At 50.3% G+C, this 17424-nt stretch carries 12 protein-coding genes; 7 read left to right on the top strand and 5 right to left on the bottom strand.

The annotated features are described in order from the left end of the window. The first annotated feature begins 173 nt into the window (after nt 1-173). The 3 genes from ldtD to ACQ29O_RS14020 all read left to right on the top strand — a co-directional run bounded on the left by ldtD (nt 174) and on the right by ACQ29O_RS14020 (nt 3507). The gene (gene ldtD / locus ACQ29O_RS14030) at nt 174-2024 is read left to right on the top strand and encodes a L,D-transpeptidase (protein WP_000925870.1); all 1851 of its coding nucleotides are present in this window, start codon (nt 174-176) and stop codon (nt 2022-2024) included. A gap of 259 nt (nt 2025-2283) precedes the next feature. Continuing rightward, nucleotides 2284-2832, top strand: a complete 549-nt coding sequence (locus ACQ29O_RS14025; RefSeq protein ID WP_000357052.1) for a YcbK family protein — start codon at nt 2284-2286, stop codon at nt 2830-2832. 27 nt (nt 2833-2859) lie between these two features. Further along, complete coding sequence (locus tag ACQ29O_RS14020) at nt 2860-3507, top strand: MBL fold metallo-hydrolase (RefSeq protein WP_001109471.1); 648 nt, start codon at nt 2860-2862, stop codon at nt 3505-3507. A gap of 61 nt (nt 3508-3568) precedes the next feature. On the opposite strand, the gene aspC is transcribed toward ACQ29O_RS14020, so the two are convergent. The 4 genes from aspC to ACQ29O_RS14000 form a co-directional block, all read right to left on the bottom strand. Further along, the gene (gene aspC / locus ACQ29O_RS14015; protein WP_000462657.1) at nt 3569-4759 is read right to left on the bottom strand and encodes an aspartate transaminase; all 1191 of its coding nucleotides are present in this window, start codon (nt 4757-4759) and stop codon (nt 3569-3571) included. Nucleotides 4760-4943: 184 nt separating this feature from the next. Beyond that, entirely contained in the window at nt 4944-6035 is a 1092-nt protein-coding gene (ompF, locus tag ACQ29O_RS14010; RefSeq protein WP_000977709.1) for a porin OmpF, read from the bottom strand. A gap of 592 nt (nt 6036-6627) precedes the next feature. After that, on the bottom strand, nt 6628-8028 hold the full coding sequence (asnS, locus tag ACQ29O_RS14005; protein WP_000117867.1) for an asparagine--tRNA ligase: 1401 nt from the start codon (nt 8026-8028) through the stop codon (nt 6628-6630). Nucleotides 8029-8228: 200 nt separating this feature from the next. Then, on the bottom strand, nt 8229-8690 hold the full coding sequence (locus tag ACQ29O_RS14000) for an Lrp/AsnC family transcriptional regulator (protein ID WP_000762342.1): 462 nt from the start codon (nt 8688-8690) through the stop codon (nt 8229-8231). Nucleotides 8691-9007: 317 nt separating this feature from the next. Between ACQ29O_RS14000 and dpaL the strand changes: the two genes are divergently transcribed. Both dpaL and ACQ29O_RS13990 read left to right on the top strand, forming a co-directional pair. Next, nucleotides 9008-10222, top strand: a complete 1215-nt coding sequence (dpaL, locus tag ACQ29O_RS13995) for a diaminopropionate ammonia-lyase (protein ID WP_000544855.1) — start codon at nt 9008-9010, stop codon at nt 10220-10222. A 245-nt stretch (nt 10223-10467) separates the two neighbouring features. Beyond that, nucleotides 10468-11904, top strand: coding sequence for an alanine/glycine:cation symporter family protein (locus ACQ29O_RS13990; RefSeq protein WP_020937046.1), 1437 nt, complete (start codon nt 10468-10470; stop codon nt 11902-11904). A 77-nt stretch (nt 11905-11981) separates the two neighbouring features. Here the strand turns inward: ACQ29O_RS13990 and pncB are convergent, their stop codons facing one another. Next, nucleotides 11982-13184: a nicotinate phosphoribosyltransferase gene (pncB, locus tag ACQ29O_RS13985; RefSeq protein WP_000191404.1), complete on the bottom strand. Its 1203-nt coding sequence runs from the start codon at nt 13182-13184 to the stop codon at nt 11982-11984. Between the two features lie 266 nt (nt 13185-13450). Here pncB and pepN point away from each other — a divergent pair, with 266 nt between their 5' ends. Further along, the gene (gene pepN / locus ACQ29O_RS13980; protein ID WP_000193792.1) at nt 13451-16063 is read left to right on the top strand and encodes an aminopeptidase N; all 2613 of its coding nucleotides are present in this window, start codon (nt 13451-13453) and stop codon (nt 16061-16063) included. 207 nt (nt 16064-16270) lie between these two features. Then, nucleotides 16271-17281 carry a quinone-dependent dihydroorotate dehydrogenase gene (gene pyrD / locus ACQ29O_RS13975; protein ID WP_000291723.1) on the top strand — a complete coding sequence of 337 codons (1011 nt, stop codon included), beginning with the start codon at nt 16271-16273 and terminating at the stop codon, nt 17279-17281. Nucleotides 17282-17424 lie beyond the last annotated feature (143 nt).

Genomic DNA, 17424 nt, shown 5'->3' with positions numbered 1-17424 from the left:
AAACTTCTTTACATTAGGTTAGGCAAAAACGTAACGAACTTTATATACTGGAGTTAAGCCTGACGAGTGAGCAGGCTGACTCGTCATACTAAACAAAAGCATTGGTTGCGGTTGACCCGCGCTGCGGGCAGCACAGTCATGCGGAGTATGATAACGAAAACAGGGGGCAAGGGATGTTGCTTAACAAGATGTGTGGTCGTTGTCTGTCGGCAATCAGTTTATGCCTGGCCGTAACATTCGCTCCACTGTTCAATGCGCAGGCCGATGAGCCTGAAATGATACCTGGCGATAGCGCCGTTGCCGCGCCGGATCTAGCTGGGCCGCAGAAGCAATCAGCCGCGACGGCGATTATGGCCGGGATTCAGCCGCTGCCGGAGGGCGTTTCAGCCGAGAAAGTCCGGGCTGATTTACAGTCGCAGCTTCCTTCCGGCTATACGCCGGTCTATATGAGCCAGCTGACATTGCTGTATGCCGCGCGCGACATGAAGCCCATGTGGGATAATCGCGATGCGGTGAAAGTCTTCCAGCAACAGTTGGCGGAGGTGGCGATTGCCGGATTCCAGCCGCAGTTTACCGCCTGGGTGGCATTGTTGACCGATCCCGCCGTAAACGGTATGGCGCGCGATGTTGTGTTGTCAGACGCTATGATGGGCTATCTCCATTTCATTGCGAATATCCCCGTCAAAGGCCAGCGCTGGTTATATAGCAACAAACCTTACGCATTGGCGACGCCGCCAGTCTCGGTGATTAACCAGTGGCAAATCGCGCTGGAAGAGGGGCAGTTGCCGATGTTTGTCGCCAGCCTGGCGCCGCAGCATCCACAGTATGCGCCCATGCATGACGCGCTGCTGAAGCTGGTGGCGGACTCTCGCCCGTGGCCGCAGTTGGCCAATACCGCAACGCTGCGCCCGGGGCAATGGAGTAACGATGTGCCTGCGCTGCGCGAAATATTACAGCGTACGGGGATGCTGGATGGCGGTCCAAAGATAGCCTTACCCGGCGATAACACTGCTGATAGCGCCGTCGTCAGCCCCTCCGCCGTGGTCGACGAAACATCGGTGGCGCAGCCGGTCGACGAACAAACGGCCCGCCGTAGTAAGCCGGCTCCGGCGGTACGCGCCGCCTACGATAATGAACTGGTCGAGGCGGTAAAGCGTTTTCAGGCATGGCAAGGGCTGGGGGCGGATGGCGTTATTGGCCCGGCGACGCGTAACTGGCTTAATATGACCCCCGCGCAACGCGCAGGCGTACTGGCACTGAATATCCAACGTTTACGCCTGCTGCCGGCGGAACTCTCTACCGGTATTATGGTAAACATTCCCGCTTATTCGCTGGTCTACTATCAGAATGGCAACCAGGTGCTGGCTTCGAGGGTGATCGTCGGGCGTCCCGATCGTAAAACGCCGATGATGAGCAGCGCGCTGAATAATGTGGTGGTGAACCCGCCGTGGAACGTTCCGCCCACGCTTGCGCGTAAAGACATTTTACCGAAGGTGTGGAATGACCCAGGCTATCTGGAGCGCCATGGCTACACCGTGATGCGCGGCTGGAACAGCAAAGAAGCGATCGATCCGTGGCAGGTTGACTGGACCACCATTACGCCATCGAATCTTCCGTTCCGTTTCCAGCAGGCGCCAGGCGCGCACAATTCGCTGGGGCGTTATAAATTTAATATGCCGAGCTCTGATGCGATCTATCTGCACGATACGCCTAACCATACTCTCTTTCAGCGTGACGCCAGGGCGTTAAGTTCCGGCTGCGTGCGGGTCAATAAGGCCTCTGAACTGGCGAATATGCTCTTGCAGGATGCTGGCTGGAACGATGCGCGGATCTCAGGCGCCCTGAAGCAAGGCGACACGCGGTATGTCAATATCCGGCAGAACATTCCAGTAAATCTTTACTATCTGACCGCGTTTGTCGGCGCAGATGGACGTATGCAATATCGTACAGATATTTACAATTACGATCTCACAGCGCGATCCAGCGCACAAATTGTGCCAAAGGTTGAACAATTAATCAGGTAAATGAAGAAGTTCTGGTAAATATGTTGTCCTAATGTTTGGCTTCAACGGGGCGTTTCGCTGTAGACCCCCGTTGTGGCTGGGGGAGGGCCATCTTGACGCGGGCTTTATCGGCAGTTAAGGTGCCTTTCGTGCGCCAGAAGTGCATATACAACAACCTTTAAGTCGACCGGGCCGTTCAGAAGTCTGTGCCAGCCGGTATCATGTCTGCTTAAAGGTAGAAGTGTATTAACGATAACATTGACCTGTAGACCTGATTATCATGGACAAATTTGACGCTAATCGCCGCAAGCTGCTGGCGCTTGGTGGTGTCGCTCTCGGCGCCGCCATCCTGCCCGCGCCAGCGTTTGCCACACTCTCGACCCCACGCCCGCGCATTTTGACGTTAAACAATCTCCATACCGGAGAGTCAATCAAGGCGGAGTTTTTCGATGGAAGAGCCTACATTCAGGATGAATTAGCAAAGTTAAACCATTTTTTCCGTGACTATCGCGCGAATAAAGTCCGATCAATCGATCCCCGCCTGTTTGACCAACTTTACCGACTTCAGGGGCTGTTAGGGACGCGTAAACCTGTGCAGCTCATCTCAGGCTACCGTTCTCTTGATACCAATAATGAATTACGCGCCCGTAGCAGCGGCGTAGCGAAAAAAAGCTACCATACAAAAGGGCAGGCGATGGATTTTCATATTGAAGGCGTGGCGCTGAGCAATATTCGCAAAGCGGCGTTATCTATGCGCGCAGGTGGTGTAGGATATTACCCACGTAGTAACTTTGTGCATATTGATACCGGGCCGGCGCGGCACTGGTAATCAGCGAGGCTTAATCAAAGGAGCAGTATGAACTATCGTATTATTCCGGTCACCGCGTTCTCCCAGAACTGTTCATTAATCTGGTGCGAACAAACCCGGCTGGCGGCGCTGGTCGATCCGGGCGGCGACGCGGAAAAAATTAAACAGGAAGTGGACGCCAGCGGCGTGACGTTGATGCAAATTTTACTCACGCATGGGCATCTCGATCATGTCGGCGCGGCGAGTGAACTGGCGCAGCATTACGGCGTTCCTGTTATCGGTCCGGAAAAAGAAGATGAGTTCTGGCTGCAAGGACTGCCGGCGCAAAGCCGCATGTTTGGTCTGGATGAGTGTCAGCCGCTGACGCCTGATCGCTGGCTGAACGACGGCGATCGCGTCAGCGTAGGGAATGTGACGTTACAGGTGTTACATTGTCCGGGACACACGCCGGGACACGTGGTTTTCTTTGATGAACAGTCGCAACTGCTGATCTCCGGCGATGTGATTTTCAAAGGTGGCGTCGGGCGCAGCGATTTTCCTCGCGGCGATCACACCCAGTTGATTGACGCCATTAAGCGTAAATTATTGCCGCTTGGCGATGATGTGACCTTTATTCCTGGCCACGGCCCGCTCTCTACGCTCGGATACGAGCGTCTGCATAATCCCTTCCTGCAAGATGAGATGCCGGTCTGGTAAGCAGAATGAAAAAGCCTGCAATGTGCAGGCTTTTTTATCGGTCACGCCAGTCGACAGCTTTTTATAGTACCGCGACAATGGCTTCGCACAGCGGCTCCATATTATCCGGGGTCATGCCCGCCACGTTCACGCGACCAGAAGCCACGGCATAAACGCCAAACTCTTCACGCAGACGTAGCACCTGATCTTTGGTCAGACCGCTGAATGAGAACATCCCGTTCTGCTTGATAATAAAGCTGAAGTCACGGTTCGCGCCTTTTTCCTGCAAGGTATTCACGAACAGTTGACGCATACGCTGAATACGCTGGCGCATGTCCGTCAGTTCCTGTTCCCAGATAGCGCGCAGGGCGTCATTACTCAGGATAGTCGCGACGATGGACGCGCCGTGCGCTGGCGGGTTGGAGTAGTTAGCGCGAATGGCGGATTTCATCTGGCTAAAAGCGCGATCCACGGTTTCCGCATCGGCAGCCACGAGGGTGCAGGCGCCGACGCGCTCATTATATAAGCCGAAGTTTTTGGAGTAGGAGCTGGCGACAATAAGCTCTTTATGCAGCGCGGCAAAGGCGCGCAGACCTTCCGCATCTTCTTCCTGGCCGCGGGCAAAGCCCTGGTAAGCGAAATCGAATAGCGGCAGCCACCCTTTTTCAACGGAAAGCTCAGCCAGAACCTGCCACTGTTCCAGAGTAGGGTCAATGCCGGTTGGGTTATGACAGCAACCGTGGAACAGAACCACATCGCCGGCCTGTGCTTCGCTCAGGCTGGCTTGTAGCGCTTCAAAATCCAGCGTGTGATTTTCCGCATCGTAGTAAGCGTACTCCCGAACTTCCAGGCCGGCAGCGTTAAACACGCTTTTGTGGTTCGGCCAGCTGGGGTTGCTCACCCACACCCGTTTTACCGGAGTATTTTTTGCCAAAAAGTCGGCGGCAATGCGTAACGCGCCGGTACCGCCCGGCGTTTGCGCCGTGCGTGCGCGCTTGTCGTTAATCAGCGCGCTGCCTTTGCCGAACAGCAGTTCCTGAGTGCAGCGAGCAAATTCCGGAATCCCGTCAATGCCGAGATAGTTTTTCGTCGTTTCATTTTCCAGTAAATACTGCTCGGCTTTTTTAACGCTGGTGAGCACCGGTGTTTTGCCGGTTTCATCTTTATATACGCCAATGCCAAGGTTAATTTTCCCTGGACGGTCATCGGCGCGAAACAGATCGGCCAGGCCCAAAATCGGGTCGGCAGGAGCGGCGGTTATGTTCTCAAACATGACGAGGTTCCATTATAGTTACAGAAGGGAAATCCGCTATCAGGTTAACGGCAGATTTACAAAATGCCAACCGTTAGCGCTAAAAAGCCCGCCTGTTTTTGAAAGACGCACATTTTCTCTAAGAGAGATAAAAAAACAGGACCGAAGTCCTGTTTTTGAGGCATAAAACAAAGGGGTCTGCTGATCAGAACTGGTAAGTAATACCGACAGCCGCCTGATCGTCGGTGCCAACGTAGCTGGAGCTGTAGTCGTTTTCGTCCAGCAGGTTGAAACGGTAGTCAACCCATACGTTCATGTTTTTGTTGAAGTAGTAAGTCGCGCCCGCCTGAATATATTTCGCCAGATCGGCCGAGCCGTCGGCGCCGTTCAACTGCTTACCTTTACTCTGCACATACGAGATTGCCGGACGCAGGCCGAAGTCAAACTGGTACTGAGCGACCACTTCCAGGTTCTGCGTTTTGTTTGCCATTTCCACGGTATCGGTAACCGTATTTTCAACAATGCTCATATTGCGGGTTTCAGCATATACGGCAGCCAGGTAGACGTTGTTTGCATCATATTTCGCGCCAACGGCCCATGATTCTGCGCGATCGCCATTACCATCGCGATCCTGCTGATCGTTAGTACGCTTGCTGTTGCTGTACGCTGCGGTGACGCCAAAGCCGTCGAACTCATATGCCATGGTGTAACCTACGCCATCGCCATTCTGAGAGTTAATGCTGTGGTTGTCCTGATTTTTACCCTGATACTGGATACCGAAAGAGAGACCGTCCACCAGACCAAAGAAGTCAGAGTTACGGTAGGTCAACAAACCGCCAGCACGGCTGGTCATGTAGTTATCAGTATAGGCGCCGCCCCAGGTTTCGCCGGAGAAGTAGGGGGCCATATCGGTATAGGATTCAACATCGTAAACGATACCGTAGTTACGACCATAATCGATTGACCCCACTTCCGCGTATTTCAAACCCGCGAAGGCCAGACGGACCAGATTCGAGTTCTGCTGTTCGCCTTCAGCGCGGTCTGCTTTAGTACGGTATTCCCACTGACCGAAACCGGTCAGATCGGTGTTAATCTGCGTTTCCCCTTTAAAACCAATCTGGGCATAAGTCTGGTCGGCATTTTTGCTATCGCCGGTCGTTGTCCATACGTGACGACCCACGGCTTTACCGTACAGATCCAGCTTATTACCATCTTTATTATAAATTTCTGCTGCGTTTGCGGTTGCAGCAGCCAGCAGGGCAGGGATCACCGCTGCCAGGATTTTGCGCTTCATCATTATTTATTACCCTCATTGGTTTTTTTATATGACACCTGCCACTGCCGTCAATAAAACTTTACAGAAATATTGATGAGAGTTTGGTGTCTTTATGTGTCTGACAGGCATCTTTCCATTCAAACTAACGTTTCGCTACCGTGAAAATGCTACAAATATAAAGATTTAGTTTCAAAAGGAAAAAATATGTAAACAAATGTTATTTTCGCGGAACTTTGTGAACAACGTCAAACTTCCCCTGAGTTCTCGCTTTGATTTGATCGTTTTTCTTTTATCACTATGATTTTATTGTAATTATTGGCTTGTAGAACCGTTGTGCCTGAAAAAGCAGCAGAAGAGCTATTTCATAAAAATAGCCATTTAGAAGTCTTGATGTCTGAAATTGTGGTGAAAAATTGTGCTATTAGAACAGAAAAATCTAATCCGCAATAAAATTAAGGATTAATTTTTATGTGTAAATATTTTCGTGAAATATATAGTAACAAGATGTGGTAACTCAGAGGGTTGTAATTAAATTTATTTACTTATTGATAATAAAGCTGACATTCAGGCGAAAAAAAAGCCAGCATAGCTGGCCTTGAGTGTGACGTAAAAATCAGAAGCTGGCGTTGCGTGGGGTCCGTGGGAACGGAATAACATCGCGCACGTTTTGCACACCCGTGACGTAAGCGATAAGGCGTTCAAAGCCCAGGCCAAAGCCGGAATGCGGTACAGTACCGTAGCGACGCAAGTCGCGATACCACCAGTAATCCTCTTTATTCAGCCCCATTTCGGCCATACGGGCATCCAGCACATCCAGACGCTCTTCACGCTGGGAACCACCGATGATTTCGCCGATTCCCGGCGCCAGCACATCCATGGCCGCCACGGTTTTGCCATCTTCGTTAAGGCGCATGTAAAATGCTTTAATTTCCTTCGGATAGTTTTTCACCACTACCGGCGCTTTGAAATGCTCTTCCGCCAGATAACGTTCGTGTTCGGAAGAGAGGTCGACGCCCCAGAACACCGGGTTTTCAAATGTCTTACCACAGCGTTCCAGAATGGCGACCGCATCGGTGTAATCCACCTGAGCGAAGTCGGTAGAGACAAAACGCTCCAGACGAGCGATAGCGTCTTTATCTACGCGTTCGGCAAAGAACTTCATATCATCCGCACGCTCTTCCAGAACCGCCTTGAAGACATATTTCAGCATGGCTTCCGCCAGACGGGCGTTGTCTTCCAGATCGGCGAACGCCACTTCCGGCTCCAGCATCCAGAACTCCGCCAGGTGGCGGCTGGTGTTGGAATTTTCCGCGCGGAAGGTCGGCCCAAAAGTATAGATTTTGGACAGCGCACAGGCATACGTTTCACCGTTGAGCTGGCCGGAGACGGTCAGGAATGATTCTTTGCCAAAAAAGTCTTTGTCAAAATCTACTCTGCCCTGGTCGTTACGCGGCAGGTTTTCCAGATCCAACGTTGAGACGCGGAACATTTCACCAGCGCCTTCGGTATCGGAAGCGGTAATCAGCGGGGTGGAGACCCAAAAGAAACCCTGCTCATCGAAGAAGCGATGCAGCGCCTGCGCCAGAGTATGGCGAACGCGCGCTACCGCGCCAATCAGGTTGGTGCGCGGGCGCAGATGCGCGACCTCACGCAGATACTCAATGCTATGGCGTTTTGCCGCCATCGGGTAGGTATCCGGATCTTCCACCCAGCCTGCGACCTCTACTTTCGTAGCCTGGATTTCGAAACTTTGCCCCTGTCCCGGCGACGCGACAACCTTACCTGTTACTACCACGGAGCAGCCTGTCGTCAGGTGTAATACTTCTTCATTATAATTGGGCAGAGAATTATTAATGACAGCCTGTACAGGATCAAAGCAGGAGCCGTCATAAACGGCGAGGAAGGAGATGCCAGCTTTTGAATCTCGGCGGGTACGCACCCATCCGCGCACGGTGACTTCTTGGTCAACGGCTACGCGGCCCTGGAGTACGTCGGCTACAGGCACAACGCTCATAATATTCTCTCTAGTTAATAGTCGGAAAAAATAAACACTTGTCCACCCGAAATGGGGGTATTCCTATGTTACCTGGCATCTGCAATCAGACAAGCAGAAATCGCATCTGGAAGCAGGTTTTCAGAAAGAAACCTGTAAAAAGTTCGCACCTGCTCGCGAACCATTGAGAATTTAGGCTGGTTTTGCAAGCTTTGCGCACGTTACTCGATCAGGACGCGCATCTCTTGCTTGGCGTTTTGCATCACGACAATCGTTTTAAAAGACTTAATATTGCCTGAGGAAAAGAAAAGCTCACGGGTAAGCGCTTCATATTCCGCCATGTCACGAACATTGAGCACCAGTAAAAAGTCGAAATCGCCCGTTACGTAGTAGACCTGCTGCACCTGCGGGCAACTGACAAACCGTTGACGAGCCTCTTCCAGTAAATTGAATCGCTCGTTTTCGATCACCACCTGCACCACAATCGTGACCGGGCGTCCCACTTTGCCAGCATCAATAAGGCTGACATTGCCTTTAATTATGCCCGCCTCCTCCAGTGCCGCGATACGACGATTCACTGCCGAAGGTGAAAGATTGACCTGTTCGGCGATTTCCCGCTGAGAAAGACGATTATCGCGCTGCAATAATGTCAGAATGTTTTTATCCCAGGCGTCAAGCTTCATATCGCAAATAACCTCTTTAATGTGATGACTATCACTGTGCGCAATTTTGCCGCGTCCAGGTCGTTAAAAAAAGGTGAAAATTGCACGACGATGGGCATTTTCGCGCCATTTAACAGCAATAAGCATAGTACTATCATAATCAGTGGAATAAAGAAAAGGACGTAATAGATATTGTGCGGCTCTTTTATCAGTACGGTTTATTAAAGTGAGGATAACCACTACTACAGCCACAAAACGCGAGTTCTTTACTTGTTTCTACTCAATAATTGCCAAAAACATATTATTTCAATAAATAAACTTTAACAAAAGGTATCATTATGCATGAGCTTATTAAATACCAGTTTAATACACGTCGGAAAAAATATGGTACAGGAGCGGCTTTAAGTTTGCTTAACGGAAATGTTGGGCGTGAGGTGTTAGCATTTCATAAAAAATTACCCAATTATGCCGTTACGCCGTTACATAATCTGGCGCATCTAAGCCGGCGGCTTGGACTAGGGTCCATCCATATTAAAGATGAGTCCTGGCGTTTTGGTCTGAATGCTTTTAAAGGTCTGGGCGGCTCTTATGCTGTAGGAAAATATCTCGCTGATAAATTGCAATGTGATATTAACTCGTTAAGTTTTGCTGCCCTTAACACTCCTGAGATTAAAGAAAAAATTAAGGATTGTGTTTTTGTTACCGCGACGGATGGCAATCATGGCCGTGGTGTGGCGTGGGCGGCGGAGCAATTAGGTCTAAAAGCCGTCGTTTATATGCCTAAAGGATCATCGTTAATCCGGGCAGAGAATATTCGCCATCATGGAGCTGAATGCACCATCACCGATCTGAACTACGATGATGCAGTGCGACTGGCCCATAGAATGGCGCAAACAAAAGGCTGGGTGCTTTTGCAGGATACAGCTTGGACAGGGTATGAAGAGATCCCAACGTGGATTATGCAAGGCTATATGACACTAGCGGTTGAAGCTTATGATCAGCTCGCAGAAACAAACAGTCCGTTGCCAACCCACCTTATTTTACAAGCGGGGGTGGGATCATTTGCTGGCAGTGTTATGGGTTATTTTGTTGAAAAAATGCAGGAAAGTATCCCTAATATTATTGTGGTTGAACCGCATCAGGCCAACTGTCTTTATCAATCCGCAGTTATGAATGATGGTCAACCTCACTGCGTCACTGGCGATATGGCGACGATAATGGCCGGGCTTGCGTGTGGGGAGCCGAATATTATCAGTTGGCCTATTATTCGGGACAACACCAGTTGTTTTATTTCCGCTGATGATTGTCTGGCGGCTAAGGGTATGCGCATTTCTGCCGCGCCGCGTCCAGGTACGGATACGCCTTTTATTTCCGGCGAGTCCGGAGCTATTGGCGTAGGGTTACTTTATGAGTTGATGAACAATATGCATTATCAGGATCTTGCTAATCGCTTACAGCTTGATGCCAATGCTCATGTTCTGCTTATTAGCACAGAAGGCGATACGTCCCCAGATATTTATGAAGATATAGTCTGGAACGGACGCAGTGCTTAAACATTACGACTAAAAAATTAGATAATAAAGGCAGCATGTAAAAAACGCGTTTTTTATACGCATAATAAACCTAATGCAGGAAGCAAAACTTCATAACAATATACCATTAAAACGGCATTTAGTGAGTAAGGGATGCTCCTACCCGCTGACTTTCCAGTTTAGTGTTGTTGGCAAAATTCAGGATTACGCTGAACTGGAAAGATTATTTCTGAGACTGAACGAATTAATTTAAATCCGAGGTCATTATGTTAGAGCAACTTTCACAACTCTTTGAATTTCTATGGGGTGGCCCATTATTTTTGTGTGTTATCGGCATTGGCTTTTATTTCACAGTACGCCTCAAATTTTTCCAGATTATCAATTTAAAAGAAATTTACCGTAATACAATTGGTACACTTGCCGGAAAAAATAAACAAAACACTACTGGCGAGGCAGCGTCTAAAAAATCCTTAAAATCAATAGAGGTGGCTGCCACTGTGCTATCCGGCTCATTAGGCGCGGGAACGATCGCAGGTGTTGCTGCGGCTATTGCGGTTGGCGGACCTGGGGCAATTTTCTGGATGTGGATCATTGCGGTCGTGGGTATGATGACCAAAATGGTTGAAGTGACGCTGGCGGTGAAATACCGAAGTAAAGGTGAGAATGGCGAATATTATGGCGGCCCAATGCATTATATTAAGAAAGGGCTCAATAAAAAATGGCATCCCCTGGCAGGATTATATGCGTTTGCATTAATGATTCTGGTTATTACGGATGTCTGTTTTGTGCAAACTAATACGATGGCGGCGGTCATTCACTATACGTTTGAAATCCCAACAAGCGTCATCGGGGGATTTATTGTCATCGTAGGCGCGTTGGTTATTTTAAAAGGACTCTCCAGTCTTGGTAAATTCTGTACGATTGCACTTCCACCGATCACCATTGCCTATTTCATTGGTGCCGCTGGTGTAGTGGTATTGAATATCGAGGCTATCCCACAGGTTATAAAAAGTATTTTCTATTATGCCTTTGCCCCTGCGCCAGCAGTCGGTGGCTTTGTCGGGTCAACCATCATGATGGCCATCAGTAAAGGAGCCAGTCGCGGAATATTCACTAACAAAGCCGGCATGGGTACCTCGGCCACAGTACATGCTACTGCCAACGTGGATTATGCTTTCCGTCAGGGAATGTGGGGGGCAGTGGAAGTATTTTTTGTCTCAATGATTACCTGTAACTTTACCGCATTTGCTGTACTTGCTTCTGGTATGTGGACAGATGCCAGTTATCAAGGTATTCAGATTATCTTTGCCGCCTTAAAAGAAACATGGCATCCGATTATTGTTCAGGTTCTCTGTCTCGGTGTGGCGTTGATTCTGTTTACTTCTTATCTTGGTTCATATATTAAATTTCGCACTTCGATAAACTATATCTTTGGCGATAAGCTAGAACGCATCATTAAATGGCTATATTTTTTGCCGCCACTGATTGCCGTTAATATGGAAATCCCGGTAATCTGGTTAATGGCTGATATTGCTGTCGGTTTTCTGGTTATCCCCAACGTAATTGCTCTGTTCTTGCTGCGTAAAGAATTTATTAGCGAATTCAATTTATTCAGAACGCGTACACAGCGGGACACTCATTCTGAAAAAACAACGCAAATTACGCACGTAAATATGTCGAAGAGTGAAGGGAAAGAGGAGTAACCATCGCGGCCAGAACAGGTAAGATGGTCAGAAGAGTAACAAAGCGCCCACTTTCCGGGCGCTTCGCACAGGCATGGTTAACTTGCTTTACGCACCTGCGGGAGATCGAACGCTTTACGCAGCGCGCGCACAAACGCTTTATCATGACAGATCGTTTTACCGGGGCTGTCGGAAAGTTTAGCCACCGGCTTTCCGTTACATTCCACGAGCTTAATCACGATATTGAGCGGTTTTACCTGAGGGATATCGCAGGTCAGGCGGGTACCGATGCCGAAGCTTAACTGCACGCGAGAGGCGAAATGGCGATAGAGCTCGACCGCCTTTGGCAGATCAAGGTTATCTGAAAAGACCAGCGTTTTTGTCAGCGGATCAATCCCCAGCTTTTCATAATGGGCAATCGCCTTTTCGCCCCATGCGACAGGGTCTCCTGAGTCGTGGCGTAACCCCTGATAACGGCTGGCGAATTCAATGCCGAAATCGCGTAAAAACGCATCCATTGTAATGCAATCTGTCAAGGCGATACCAAGCTGGTCCGGATATTCGTTAAGCCAGGCGGCCAACGCGGCACGCTGGCTGGTCGCCAGGTCCGGACTGATTTGTTGATGCGCCTGGAACCATTCGTGCGCCTGAGTGCCCATCGGCGTCAGCGCCAGGCGACGCGCGAGATCATAGTTGCTGGTGCCGACGAACCATGACTCCTGCTGGAGACGTTTAACTATCGCCTGCTGCACTTCACGAGAGAAACGGCGGCGGGTGCCGAAGTCCATCAGGTGGAAGCGGGACATATCGAGATTGGCGGTTAACGCAGTGAAATCAACCAGCTTACTTTCCAGCGCGTCGAGCGCCTGATCAACGCCCGCGTTTGGCGAGCGGTAGTGATGAACCAGCTCACTGATCACGGCCAGCAGCGGCACTTCCCACATAATGACTTCACGCCACGGGCCGGTTAAGCGAATATTCAGCTTGCCGTTATCGTTGGTGACACAGACTTGAGCTGGGTTATAGCGAAACTCGCGTAACCAGTTCAGATAATCCGGTTTAAAAAAGGGCAGGCCGGAGAGCCACTGGAACTCGTCCTCCTGGAGGCGCAGGTGCTGCATCGCGTCCACCTGCTCGCGAATAGCATCGGCATAAATACCCAGCAGGTCGTCGCCACGGCAACGAAACTCAGCCGCTACCTGCACATCATAGTAGTGGTGAAAAACGGCTTGCTGCATATGCAACTTATAAGCATCTGTATCCAGCAACGAGTGCAGAACAGGAGAAGCGAATTGTGTCATAGGTGCGCTGTTGCGTCCTCTCACGGGAGCGTTTAGTACAATAAACAACTAAGAAAACCGCTGGAGTATACCTTGTTTAGCGATTTATTGAACCCCGATCACACCATAAGCTGTCTTTAGGGTCGAGCGCATTTCGTGCCCCATGTTATAAAAATGTAGCAAATAGGCCGTTTGTGCCTGAAAAGATGAACATTCTGCGTAGCGCGATTTGCGCAACAGGAATAGACTGGAGTCGACACTCTACACAAAGATGCGAAAGGTTTTTTATGACACAACAGCCACAAGCCAAATACCGCCATGACTATCGCGCGCCGGATTACCAGATTACTGATATTGACTTGACCTTTGACCTCGATGCCGAAAAAACCGTGGTCACCGCAATAAGCCAGGCTGTTCGTCATAGCGCGCCTGATGCGCCTCTTCGCCTTGATGGGGAAGATTTAACGCTGGTATCTATCCACGTCAACGATGCGCCGTGGACAGCATATAAGGAAGAAGAGGGCGCGCTTATCATCAGCGACCTGCCAGAGCGTTTTACGTTACGCATTGTCAACGAGATAAGTCCGGCGGCGAATACGGCGCTGGAAGGATTGTACCAGTCCGGCTATGCGCTCTGTACCCAGTGTGAAGCGGAGGGCTTCCGCCATATTACCTGGTATCTTGACCGCCCGGACGTACTGGCGCGATTTACCACCAAAATTATTGCCGATAAAAGCAAATATCCGTTCCTGCTCTCCAATGGCAACCGTGTTGCACAGGGCGAGCTGGAGAATGGCCGTCACTGGGTTCAGTGGCAAGATCCGTTCCCGAAACCGTGTTATCTGTTTGCGCTGGTGGCCGGTGATTTTGACGTGCTGCGCGATACCTTTACCACCCGCTCCGGGCGTGACGTCGCATTAGAACTGTACGTTGACCGTGGCAATCTGGATCGCGCGCCGTGGGCAATGACCTCGCTGAAAAATTCCATGAAATGGGATGAAGCGCGTTTTGGGCTCGAATATGACCTCGACATCTATATGATTGTCGCGGTGGATTTCTTTAATATGGGCGCGATGGAGAATAAAGGTCTCAATATCTTTAACTCCAAATACGTGCTGGCGCGAACCGATACCGCGACGGATAAAGATTATCTCGATATTGAGCGCGTGATAGGCCATGAGTATTTCCACAACTGGACCGGCAACCGCGTCACCTGCCGCGACTGGTTCCAGTTGAGCCTTAAAGAGGGGCTAACCGTGTTCCGCGATCAGGAGTTTAGCTCTGATTTGGGGTCACGCGCGGTGAACCGCATCAGTAACGTGCGTACCATGCGCGGTTTACAATTCGCGGAAGACGCCAGCCCGATGGCGCATCCTATCCGCCCGGATAAAGTAATCGAAATGAATAACTTCTACACCCTCACCGTTTATGAAAAGGGCGCGGAAGTCATTCGCATGATCCACACGTTGCTGGGTGAGGAAAATTTCCAGAAGGGGATGCAGCTTTATTTTGAGCGCCATGACGGCAGCGCCGCGACGTGTGATGACTTCGTACAGGCGATGGAAGATGCTTCTAATGTCGATTTGTCCCATTTCCGCCGCTGGTACAGTCAGTCCGGCACGCCGATTGTAACGGTAAAAGATGATTATAATCCGGAAACCGAGCAGTACACGTTGACCATCAGCCAGCGCACTCCGGCGACGGCGGATCAGGCGGAGAAGCAGCCGCTGCATATTCCATTCGCCATCGAACTGTACGATAACGAAGGCAACGTCATTCCGTTGCAAAAAGGCGGTCACCCGGTCAACGCCGTGCTGAACGTCACGCAGGCGGAGCAGACATTTACCTTCGATAATGTTTACTTCCAGCCTGTTCCGGCCTTGCTGTGCGAGTTTTCAGCGCCGGTGAAACTGGAATATAAATGGAGCGATCAGCAGTTGACGTTCCTGATGCGCCATGCGCGCAATGATTTCTCCCGTTGGGATGCGGCGCAAAGCCTGCTGGCCACATACATTAAACTGAATGTGGCGCGTCATCAGCAGGGGCAACCGCTATCGCTTCCGGTGCATGTCGCTGATGCGTTCCGTGCAGTACTGTTGGATGAGAAAATCGATCCGGCGTTGGCCGCAGAAATTTTAACGCTGCCTTCGGCCAATGAAATTGCGGAGCTGTTTGAGGTCATTGACCCGATCGCCATTGCGCAAGTTCGTGAAGCGCTAACGCGTACGCTGGCGGCAGAACTGGCGGATGAGTTCCTGGCTATCTATAACGCCAATCATCTGGATGAGTATCGTGTTGATCACGGCGATATCGGTAAGCGCACGCTGCGCAATGCTTGCCTGCGCTTCCTGGCGTTCGGCGAGACGGAGCTGGCTAATACGCTGGTCAGCAAACAGTATCGCGACGCCAATAATATGACCGATGCGCTGGCGGCCCTGTCTGCTGCGGTGGCGGCGCAGTTGCCGTGCCGCGATACGCTGATGCAGGAGTATGACGATAAGTGGCATCAGGACGGCCTGGTGATGGATAAATGGTTTATCCTGCAATCCACAAGCCCGGCGGAAAATGTACTGGAAACCGTACGCGGCCTGCTCAAACACCGTTCTTTCAGTATGAGCAACCCGAACCGCGTCCGTTCATTAATTGGCGCGTTTGCTGGCAGCAACCCGGCGGCGTTCCATGCGCAAGACGGTAGCGGATACCAGTTCCTGGTCGAGATGCTGACCGATCTGAATAGCCGTAACCCGCAGGTAGCATCTCGCCTCATTGAACCGCTGATTCGTCTGAAACGTTACGATGAAAAGCGTCAGGAGAAAATGCGTGCGGCGCTGGAGCAGTTAAAAGGACTGGAGAATCTTTCCGGCGATCTGTACGAGAAGATAACTAAAGCGTTAGCCTGACAGTATCCGTTATAAAGAGGTAAGACATGCCCGGTAAGCGTTAGCGCTGCCGGGCATTTTTTTGCCGGACGATGACGCTCGCTGGCGAAACGTGAAGTGAGAATGAAGGAAAACGATTGCTATTTATTGCCGTAGGTCAATTCCCTTTTGCCTTGTTATCGCCCATAATACGCCCCCGGTTTGCACACCGGGAATCCAGGAGAGTTCATGTACTATCCCTTCGTTCGTAAAGCCCTTTTCCAGCTCGATCCAGAGCGCGCTCATGAATTTACATTTCAACAATTACGCCGCATTACAGGTACGCCGCTGGAAGCGCTGGTGCGCCAGAAAGTACCGACAAAGCCGGTTACCTGCATGGGACTTACCTTTAAAAATCCACTGGGGCTGGCTGCCGGTCTGGATAAAGACGGGGAGTGCATCGACGCGTTAGGCGCGATGGGGTTTGGCTCCCTGGAAATCGGCACCGTGACGCCGCGCCCACAGCCGGGTAACGATAAGCCGCGTCTTTTTCGTCTGGTGGATGCTGAAGGTCTGATCAATCGGATGGGCTTTAATAATCTGGGCGTCGATAACCTGGTCGAGAATGTTAAAAAAGCCCATTTTGATGGTATTCTGGGAATTAACATCGGTAAAAATAAAGATACGCCTGTCGAAAATGGCAAAGATGACTACCTGATTTGTATGGAAAAAGTCTATGCTTATGCGGGTTATATCGCCATTAATATTTCTTCGCCGAATACGCCAGGGCTACGTACGCTCCAGTATGGCGATGCGCTGGACGATCTGTTAACTGCCATTAAAAATAAGCAAAACGATCTTCAGGCGATCCACCATAAATATGTGCCGGTGGCAGTAAAGATCGCGCCGGATCTTTGTGAAGAAGAATTGATCCAGGTTGCCGATAGCCTGCTTCGTCATAATATTGATGGGGTGATTGCGACAAATACCACCCTCGATCGTTCTCTGGTACAAGGAATGAAAAATTGCCAGCAAACGGGGGGATTAAGTGGCCGGCCATTACAATTAAAAAGCACAGAAATTATTCGCCGTTTATCCCAGGAGTTAAAGGGACAATTGCCTATTATCGGCGTCGGCGGCATTGACTCAGTTATCGCCGCGCGCGAGAAGATAGCGGCAGGAGCTACGCTGGTACAAATTTATTCCGGCTTTATTTTTAAAGGCCCGCCATTGATTAAAGAAATCGTAACGCACATCTAAACTTTAGCCTTTATCAGACAACCAGGGCTTTATTTCCGGCGCTGGTTGTTTTATATTTCTCCACTGTTGCTTATTTAGACATTTTAGGCTTTTATTATTGGGGTAATAAACGAAGCGGCAAAAGGACAATGCTGTTACGAGTT

Source organism: Salmonella sp. GDC200615, from assembly GCF_050574145.1.
Taxonomy (GTDB): Bacteria; Pseudomonadota; Gammaproteobacteria; order Enterobacterales; family Enterobacteriaceae; genus Salmonella; species Salmonella enterica.
The sequence above is the reverse complement of the archived record's forward strand: the minus strand, read 5'-3'. Positions and strand labels throughout refer to the sequence as shown.

Coding starts and splice junctions, on each gene's coding strand:
- pyrD (WP_000291723.1), top strand. CDS start 16,271: ATGTACTATCCCTTCGTTCGTAAAGCCCTTTTCCAGCTCGATCCAGAG.
- ompF (WP_000977709.1), bottom strand. CDS start 6,035: ATGATGAAGCGCAAAATCCTGGCAGCGGTGATCCCTGCCCTGCTGGCT.
- ACQ29O_RS14025 (WP_000357052.1), top strand. CDS start 2,284: ATGGACAAATTTGACGCTAATCGCCGCAAGCTGCTGGCGCTTGGTGGT.
- aspC (WP_000462657.1), bottom strand. CDS start 4,759: ATGTTTGAGAACATAACCGCCGCTCCTGCCGACCCGATTTTGGGCCTG.
- ldtD (WP_000925870.1), top strand. CDS start 174: ATGTTGCTTAACAAGATGTGTGGTCGTTGTCTGTCGGCAATCAGTTTA.
- ACQ29O_RS14020 (WP_001109471.1), top strand. CDS start 2,860: ATGAACTATCGTATTATTCCGGTCACCGCGTTCTCCCAGAACTGTTCA.
- dpaL (WP_000544855.1), top strand. CDS start 9,008: ATGCATGAGCTTATTAAATACCAGTTTAATACACGTCGGAAAAAATAT.
- pncB (WP_000191404.1), bottom strand. CDS start 13,184: ATGACACAATTCGCTTCTCCTGTTCTGCACTCGTTGCTGGATACAGAT.
- ACQ29O_RS13990 (WP_020937046.1), top strand. CDS start 10,468: ATGTTAGAGCAACTTTCACAACTCTTTGAATTTCTATGGGGTGGCCCA.
- pepN (WP_000193792.1), top strand. CDS start 13,451: ATGACACAACAGCCACAAGCCAAATACCGCCATGACTATCGCGCGCCG.
- ACQ29O_RS14000 (WP_000762342.1), bottom strand. CDS start 8,690: ATGAAGCTTGACGCCTGGGATAAAAACATTCTGACATTATTGCAGCGC.
- asnS (WP_000117867.1), bottom strand. CDS start 8,028: ATGAGCGTTGTGCCTGTAGCCGACGTACTCCAGGGCCGCGTAGCCGTT.